Raw genomic sequence first — 8582 nt, 5'->3', positions numbered from 1 at the left:
CCCGGGAGAAGGGTGCTTTCTCCCGGGGCCGCCGTGTGCCGTGGGGTGGTCAGCCCGGGATGACGGCGCCGAGCAGTTCGCCCTGGACGACCGCGTCGTAGGGCAGGTCGAGGCCGAACGCGTTCTCCCCGAGGAGGAGCATGCCGGCCACGTAGTCGGGCCTGCGGGTGTGCGGTTCGGGTCCGAGGCCGGCCTGCAGTATGGCGGTGTTGAGGTGCTCGGGGGATGCGCCGTGCCGGAGCCAGGGCATGCTGGGGTCGAAGCTGCAGATCTGTTCGGACTGGTCGTAGTGGTTGAACCAGGGGATCGTCGCGGTGCTGGTCAGCGTGACCGCGCGGGTGCCCGCGGAGACGGCCTTGAGGACGTCGTCGGTCAGGACGCCGGAGCCCCAGGCCTGGATCGCGAAGGCCCAGCCGCCGTAGACCCCGGCCCGCCACATGACGATGTCCTCCTCCAGCTGCCGGGTCTGGGCGTCCTCCCGCGCAGCGGCCGGAGCGACCGCAGACCGGACGGACGGCACAGCAGCGGCGACCCAGTACAAACGATGCCCAGAACGGCAACAGGCCCGGAGCGCAGGTCGGCCGACACAGCGACATCGGGACGGCCGGACGGCAGCAGGACCGCGGGCCAGCCGCAACCGCGGTACTGGGCCTGCACGATGTCGTCCCCTACAACGTCTGGCAGGTGACGACCCAGCACGGCAGCTCCAACAGGAGCCCGCCAGAATTAGTTCTGACGGGCTCCTGCGGTCAGCTAACTATGGAAGTGATGGAAATATGTCTTCCCATTCTTTTAGACGGGGATCGAATTCATCTCCGAAGGCAGCATGTACAGCTAGGAGCGTAGGCCATACCAAGCCTCTTGCAATCCTGAGCCGACGAATATCTGCAATGTCTTGATTCCGCCAATCGACCGACTTCTCTCGCGCCTCTTCGGTCGACATCGAAATCTCGCCGAAAAATACTTCTACCACGCGATTCGGGTTCAGGAGGTCGATCTCCATGTTCGGCGGAAAACGTCGCAGCAAAGCAGCCGAGAGATTCAGGCGGCGAACCACTGCCTCGTGGTGATCGATCGAACCCGAATCCACCGCCGCTTCGAGCGTATATGCGAGCGCCCTCGAACAGGTAGCCCACGACTCAACGGAAAGTTGATCGCATTCATCGGTCAGACGTAGTGTCAACAGCTCAACAACACCCAACCACTGACCCGGGCCCAACTCAGATACCCCGAGAGTCCGTGCGCCCAGAGCCTCGGCAAGTTCGCGAAGATCGAGCTCGGCGAGCTTGTCAGTTCTACCTGTCACTAGAAATGAACTCCTGCCGCCTTGAACGCATCTTCACCAATTTGCGCCACATTCCAACCTGGCTCGAAGAAGTGACCACTGTGATCATTGATCATGATGCCGAAATACCCATCCCCAGACGACCCGGCAATATCAGCCTCACCTGCAGCCCGGACTGGAGCTCCGCCGCTCAGGACGGAATGCGAGACCTCGACGCCGGTCACGAATTTCGGCATCACGACGAGTGATCCGTCCTCTAGCACTGCCCATTTAATTCTGCCGTCGCCAGAGTTGATAGCGGCATCGAATTTTGCAGTACCCACAGAAGTTGGAGCAGCGCCCAGCCTCGCCGCGTCCGCGAGTTCCTTATCCAAAGTTTGAGGGTAGTGGTTGGGATATAGCTGACATCCGGTGTTGTGTACCAGGACCGGCGTGGTGCCAGCGAGTACATAGTACGTGTGAATGGAGTTGACGGTGAGGTTGTACGCCGCCTGGAGGGCGTTCCAGTGATGGACGGAGCTGACCTGAGCCGGATGACCGGATGCTGTCCGGACAAGGTCACCAACCTTGAAGTCGGCTGCGTAACGCCAAACGTGCTGGTTCTCTGACCAGAACGGGTGGTGGTCGGTCGAAGTAATGGTACCGGTCTGGCCATTTGCAGCCGTTATAGCCAGGTCAGTGAAGTCACGGTCATCGGGAGTGTAGATCGTGGCGTCAACTCTGCGCCCGCCTGTAGTACCTGTCTCAGGGTCGCTGGCGAGGACCTGGTCTCCGGTCCGGATAAGCTCAATCGGTTGCGTTGATCCGTCAGCCAGCAGGACACGTGTTCCAGCCGGAAAGCTGTTACACGCACTGGGGAGCCGCGTGAATATCTTTTTGATGAATTCGAGGGCTTTTTCACCCCAGGATCCGAACTTCTTGCTCCACTGAACGAACTTGGCCATGGCGGCGGCGTCACCAGCGATGGGAATGGCGCCTAGGCATGACGTGACGGCGTCGGCCATTTTTCCTTCAACTGCGTAGTAGGCGCAGTTGAGGAGGTCGGCGATGTCGGCGAGTCCGGGGGCGACCATGCCGCCGGCGCCGCCGATGACATCAAGAGTGAGGTGAACACTCTGGGAAATGAGGGAGTACCAGAGGCCTGCCTGGTCCTTCTCATCCTGTTGCTTCTTGATCTCGGCCGTCATTTTGTCGATGGCGTCCTGCTTCGCCTGCCTGGCCTGCTCGTCCTTGGCCTTCTGCTCGGCGAGTTCAGCGTCCTGGCGGGCCTTCTCCGCTGCCGCGATGGCGGCCTTCTGCTCGGCGTCGACCTTGGCGTTGTAGGCACCGAAGGCCTCTGCCGATGCCTGGTTGGCGAGGGTGACATCCTTGCCCGCAGCCTCGGCGGAGCGGCGAGCGTCATCGGCCGCCTCATAAGCAACGCTCGCGGAATATCTCGCCCGCACGGTGGAGATCTGGGCCTGCCTGGCGGAGTACAGGGCGGCGGCGGTGTCGCGGCGGGCGGATGCCTGAGCGGCGGTCGCGGTCTTGGCGGCCTGGGCGGCGTTGTTGGCGTCGGTTTGGGCCTGGGTTGCTGCTGTCTGTGCCTGGGTGACGAATCCTGCGGCGGTCGCGGCCGACTGGCTGGCCTGGTTCGCGAAGCCGTTGGCCTCGTTGGCAGCGCCGCGTGCGATGGCTGCTACCCGGGCGGCCTCGGCCGCGTTCTGTTGTGCGTTCGCGGCGACGGCGGAGGCCTCGGCGATGAGGCCCTGGACGTCCGCGATGTGGGTGGCGGCGAGGTGGTCCTTGCGCTGCGCGGTGTACTGGCCTTCCGCGGCGAAGGCCCGGAGTTGAGCCGGCGGGGCTTCGAGGGCGATCCAGGCGGCGGCCTTGAGTTCGGGGCCGCCTACGTCGTAGAGCTGGGCGGCGAGGATGCGGTCGTCCGAGGCCTGTGCGGCCGGGAAGCCCACGCTGAGGAAGTCGCGCAGGGCCGCAGGGGTGTTGGTGGTCAGGGCTGCGGTGCCTGCGGCCTTGACCGAGGGACCGGCGTGGTCGGTGATCTGGGCAATGCTGATGCGGTAGCTGGTGGCGGCAGCCTGGTACTGCCCGGCAGTGAGAAACGCGGTGATCGTCGCGGCGTCGCCGTTGCGGGCGGCTGTGCCCGCGCTGCGCACTGCCGGATCGTCGGAGTCCAGGATGAGACGCTGGAGCTGCTCGCGGTCGTCGAGTGCGGCGGCCTGGCTACGGCCGGTCCTGACGTAGTCGAAGACGGCCGTGTCAGGTCCGGAGAGGGCGGAGCGGGCGGCTCCGCTGCCCCAGGGACCAGAGATTTTCATCGACAGCAGGGCCAATTTGCGGCCGTCGGTGGCGACCTGTGCAGGTGTGGCGCCGGGTTGGGTTGCAGCGGTGGCGAGACGGTTGGCCTCGTCCTGCAGTTGACGCACTGCTTGTCTGGCATCGCCCTGTTCGGTCTGGGCGTCGTTGTAGGCAGCCTTGGCGTCCTTGGCCTGCTCGGTTGCCAAGGCGGTGCGCGACTTGAGGTCCTCGGCCTCCGTACGGCGGGCGAGGTCCTGGATCTGGCGGGCCTTGTCTACGGCGTCCTGGCTCTCCTTGGCGTAGACCGCGGCCATCGCGGCATGGTCGGAGGAGGCCTGGGCCGCAAGGCTCGCGTCGCCCGCGTGGGTGGCGGCGTCGTTGGCGGCCTGAGCGGCCGCGCGGGCGTGCGCGACGGCCGAGTCCACGAACACCTGGGCGTCCTGCGCAGCCGTGGCGGACTCGCCTGCCAGGGCTTGGGACGCGGTAGCGGCGCGGGTGGCCTCGGCCGCGTAGCGGCGGGTGGTCTCCGCGGCCCGCTTGGCCTTGCCGGACTGCGCGCCCGCCCTGTCCGCGAACGCGCCGGCCTGGTCGGCCGATCCCGCGGCGGATGCGGCGTTGGCGCTGGCGCTCAGCGCCGATGCGGCGACCGTCTGGGCTTCGTTTGCAGAAGTCTGGGCCTGTGTCAGTGCGGCCTTGGACTCCTCCGCGAGCTTGGCGGCAGCGTCGGCGTCCTGAGCCTTGGCCCGGGCCGTGGAGGCCTGCGAGGCGTCGGTTGCTGCCGCCGCGGCCGCGCTGCGGGCACGGGCTGCTGCCTGCGAGGCGCCGCCTGCCGCGGCGGCGGCCTGTGAGGCCGCGAAGGCAGCGGCACGGGCAGAGTTGGTTGCCGCTCGCGCTGCTGTGATGGCCGCCTGCGCGGCATCGGCCGCGTTGTCGGCGGCGGTCGCGGCCCGGTCCGCGGCCGCGCCGGCCTTCGCGGCGTCGCTTTGCGCGGCGTCGGTCTCGGCCGCGGCCGTGGCGGCCGCGTCCTTGGCGAGCTGGGCGGTGGCCACCGCCTTCTGGGATGCTTCGGTGGCGCTCTGGGTCTCACGAGCCGCCTGTGCGCCCGCGTCCTTCGCCTGCTGCACCAGCTGGGCGATGCTGGCGCGCTCCTGGTCGCGGTTCTGGGCCACGTACTGGCCGACCGCCAGGAACTCCCTGACGTCCTCGACGGACCCGTTGAGCGCGGTCCTGGCGGCCGCCTGCGTGTTGGGGCCGCCGGCGCTGAGGATCTGGACCAGCTTGACGCGGTCGTCGTTGTCCCGGGCGGTGTACTGGCTGTCGTTCAGGAAGGCGAGGACGTCGGTGGCGGAGCCCGTCATCGCGGCCATGCCGGCTTCTCTGACGCCCCGCCCGGCGCCGTCGATGATCTGCGCGACGCGGGTCTTCTGGTCCATCTCGAGCGGCTGCTGCCACCCGGTGGCGAGAAAGTCGTGCAGTTCGGCAGATGTTCCGGTGAGCGCCTTGCTCGCCATCTCACGGACCTTCGGGCCGCCGATGCCGAAGATCTGCGCCGCATCGACCTGCTCGTCACTGTGCTGGGCGCTCACCTGCTCGGTGTCGAGGAAGCGCCGCACATCCTGGTCCGAGCCGGTCAGGGCCGCCTCGGCCAGGGCCTGTACTCCCGGCCCGCCCTTGAGCCATGCCTGTACCACCAGTGTGCGGTCACTCAGCGGAAGAGGATCGCCGACGGTGTCGACCGCGAAGGCCGGGCCACCCGCTCCGAGGAGGCCGGCCAGAAGGGCAAGAGGCAGCACACGCCCGACCAGAGGTCGGAATCCGAAATTCCCCTTCCTCCTTCCTCGATCTGATCGGCCTGTCAATACGTCCACCGTAAACCCTCCGTCGTTCGACTGTGCCGTGCTTCGGCGCGGTGAGCCTACCGAAGCTCCGGCAATGTCAGAAAAGCTGGTGCGCCCGCGATCTGAAAACAGTTCATAAATGGGATATATGACGCAGGGGTCTCTGTTCAGATCGGGAGATATTCGGTCAAATCTGCTGGTCAGCGCCTATGTCATGACTGCGTACCATCGATCATCTTGACGTTGCCTGATATTCAGACGGTCCGCCAGATTCCTGCCTCAGGGCACTTCGAAGGAAGGCAACCTCATGGTTTACAATTTGGCCGCGCATTACGAGCCAGGCTGCCAGGGAAGGGCAAAACCATCCGTACCGGGTCAACGGTGGTGCCAGTGGCAGCAAGCGTCTAAGAAAAGCTTCGTCACCCAACTCAAGTCAGGTCTGGCTCCGTTGGGAGCCCAGACAGTGTCCGCACGGAAGGAAACCGTCAATGGGAACCCGCACAGGCAGGTGGCTGGCCGCCGGCCTCGTCGCCATCGCCACCACGTTCGGTGCCACCGCCATAGCCGTGGCCGACGGCACCGCCGACGACAACTCGGCCGCCCCCTACGCAGTCGAGGACTTCGCCTACCCCGGCACCTCGCCGTTGCCCAACGTCAAACTGATCCAGGGCGACGGCCACATTGTCCTGGGCGACTGCGCCGCAGGCGGACAGATCCGGGTCCTGAGTCCCGACATCCCCGGCGACGGGATGATCTGCTTCCGCGCCACCGCTTCCACCGGCTACCTCACGGTGGAGATCCCCAATGTCATCTTCATCAAGGCCGAGGAGCACGCCGTCCGCGCCAGCCTGACGAGCGACGGCGTCACACAGACCGTGAACATCGCCAAGGACGACGGCGCAAGCGTCGGCAGGGGCAGTGGCACCGGGCCCCGGACACCCGCCGCCCTTCTCGAACTCCGCGTCACCAGCTGAGCCCGGGCACGTCCGCCCCCAACCCACAGGACTCACACGTGCTTCACAGCAACCCGCGCGCCACATGGACAGCGGGCCTGCGCCGCGCACGCGGCTGGCTCGCCGCAACCTCCATCGCCATCGCAGCCGCTGTCGGCGGCTCGGCACTCGCCACAGCCGACACCTCACCCGCACCGGTACCCGCCGACAACTCCGCAGCGCCCTTCGCGGTCGAGAACTTCGACTACCCCGGCGTAGCCGACAACCCGCGGATCACACTGCTGCGCGGTGACGGCCATGTCACCCTCGCCGACTGCGCCACACCCACCAGCATCCAAATCTGGACCCGCGCCACCACCAACAACGACGGCCGCGTCTGCTTCGCCGTCAACGGCACCACCGGCTACCTCGCAGTCGAGATGCCCGAGGTCTTCGCGGTGCAGACCGCTGGCCGCGCGGTCCACGCCAGCCTCACCGCCGACGGCGTCACCCAGACCCTCGACGTCCCCAAGGACGGTTTCAAGGGAATCGGCGAAGGAACGGGCGCCAAGCCCACCACCCTCGTCGAACTGCGTATCACCGGCTGACCCTGCCCCAACACTGACTACCAGAAGGACAGAACTGATGTTCCGCAAGACTCCGCGTACCGCGTGGAAGGCAGGCCTGCTCGCCGCGACAGTGGCGGCCGGTGTGCTGAGCGCCGGTACCGGCGGCACCGCCAGCGCACTGGCCGGTGACCCGGCCGCCAACGGCAGCTACGCCTACACGGCGAAGCTCGACATTGGTGGTAAGCGTGCCTGCACCGGCGCCCTAGTCGACCCGTACTGGGTCATCACCGCGGCGAGCTGCTTCGCCGACAACCCGGCCCCCGGCTTCACCGTCCCGGCCGGCGCGCCCGCACTCGCCACCACGGTGACTGTCGGCCGCACCGACCTCACCACCACCGCAGGGCACACCGTCACCGTCGCGGAGCTCGTCGCGCGCACCGACCGCGACCTCGTCATGGCACGCCTCGCCACCCCGGTCACCGACGTCACTCCGGTCCCGGTGGCGACCACGGCGCCCGTCCAGGGCGAGACGCTGCGCGTCGCCGGCTACGGCCGCACCCAGGGCGAATGGGTCCCCAACAAGCTGCACACCGCGACGTTCAACGTCGACGCGGTCAAGGCCACCGGCGTCGACATCACCGGCATCGCACCCGCCGGTGCCAGCGTCTGCAAGGGCGACACCGGCGGCCCCACCATCCGCGAGAGCGGCGGCACCGCCAAGCTCGCCGCCGTCGCCAGCACCTCCTGGCAGAACGGCTGCCTCGGCAGCACCGAAACCACTCGCAACGGCGCCTACAACACCCGCGTCGACGACATCGCCGAGTGGGTGCAGCGGACGGCCAGCTCGGCGCCATCGGGCACGACCGTTGCCGGTTCGCCGTTCACGATCGTGGACCCGGTCGACCACCACATCGTGACCTACCTGCGGGACAGCAACTCCCACCTGTGGTCGGTGGACCCCCAGGGCGAAGGCTGGAAGAACTTCGGGGCGTACGCGGCCGCCGACCCCATCGCGGTGGTGAACCCCGTCGACCAGCACGTCATCGTCTACGTCAACGGCCCGAACAACCAGCTGTGGTCGCTCGATGAGCGTGGCAACGGCTGGACCCAGTTCCCCACGACGCTCTCCGGCACCGCCCTCGCGCCGAACGCAGTACCCAGCACGGTGGTCGACCCGGCCGACGGACACCTCGTCACCTTCATCCGCGACACCGCCAGCCACCTCTGGTCCGTCGACCCCCAGGGCGAAGGCTGGGTCGACTTCGGCCCGATGGCCGCCACCGACCCCACCACCATCGCCGACCCCGCCAACGGCCACCTGATCACCTACGTCAACGGCCCGAACAACCGCCTCAACATGGTCGACCCCCGCGGCAACGGCTGGACCCAGTTCCCCACCACGCTCTCCGGCACCGCCCTCGCGCCGAACGCGGTACCCCGTACCGTGGTCGACCCGGCCGACGGACACCTCGTCACCTTCATCCGCGACACCGCCAGCCACCTCTGGTCCGTCGACCCCCAGGGCGAAGGCTGGGTCGACTTCGGCCCGATGGCCGCCACCGACCCGACCACCATCGCCGACCCCGCCAACGGCCACCTGATCACCTACGTCAACGGCCCGAACAACCGCCTCAACATGGTCGACCCCCGCGGCAACGGCTGG

6 protein-coding genes are annotated in these 8582 nt (G+C 67.3%); 3 read left to right on the top strand and 3 right to left on the bottom strand.

The window, feature by feature from the left end:
- Positions 1–49 precede the first annotated feature (49 nt).
- From ACFUK0_RS32750 to ACFUK0_RS32740, 3 genes are all read right to left on the bottom strand, one after another.
- On the bottom strand, positions 50–520 hold the full coding sequence (locus ACFUK0_RS32750) for a DUF6461 domain-containing protein (protein ID WP_380256287.1): 471 nt from the start codon (positions 518–520) through the stop codon (positions 50–52).
- A gap of 237 nt (positions 521–757) precedes the next feature.
- Positions 758–1306 carry a hypothetical protein gene (locus ACFUK0_RS32745; RefSeq protein ID WP_380256285.1) on the bottom strand — a complete coding sequence of 183 codons (549 nt, stop codon included), beginning with the start codon at positions 1304–1306 and terminating at the stop codon, positions 758–760.
- The gene (locus ACFUK0_RS32740; protein WP_380256284.1) at positions 1306–5373 is read right to left on the bottom strand and encodes a polymorphic toxin-type HINT domain-containing protein; all 4068 of its coding nucleotides are present in this window, start codon (positions 5371–5373) and stop codon (positions 1306–1308) included. Before ACFUK0_RS32740 ends, ACFUK0_RS32745 begins: the two co-directional genes overlap by 1 nt.
- Positions 5374–5906: 533 nt before the next feature.
- Here ACFUK0_RS32740 and ACFUK0_RS32735 point away from each other — a divergent pair.
- The 3 genes from ACFUK0_RS32735 to ACFUK0_RS32725 form a co-directional block, all read left to right on the top strand.
- Complete coding sequence (locus ACFUK0_RS32735) at positions 5907–6392, top strand: hypothetical protein (RefSeq protein WP_380256282.1); 486 nt, start codon at positions 5907–5909, stop codon at positions 6390–6392.
- Between the two features lie 38 nt (positions 6393–6430).
- Entirely contained in the window at positions 6431–6958 is a 528-nt protein-coding gene (locus ACFUK0_RS32730) for a hypothetical protein (protein ID WP_380256280.1), read from the top strand.
- 37 nt (positions 6959–6995) lie between these two features.
- The coding region (locus ACFUK0_RS32725; RefSeq protein WP_380256278.1) for a trypsin-like serine protease at positions 6996–8582 on the top strand (1587 nt) is incomplete at its 3' end.

This window comes from Kitasatospora sp. NPDC057223, assembly GCF_042669755.1.
Classification (GTDB): Bacteria; Actinomycetota; Actinomycetes; order Streptomycetales; family Streptomycetaceae; genus Kitasatospora.
This window is presented reverse-complemented; position numbering and strand designations above follow the sequence as displayed.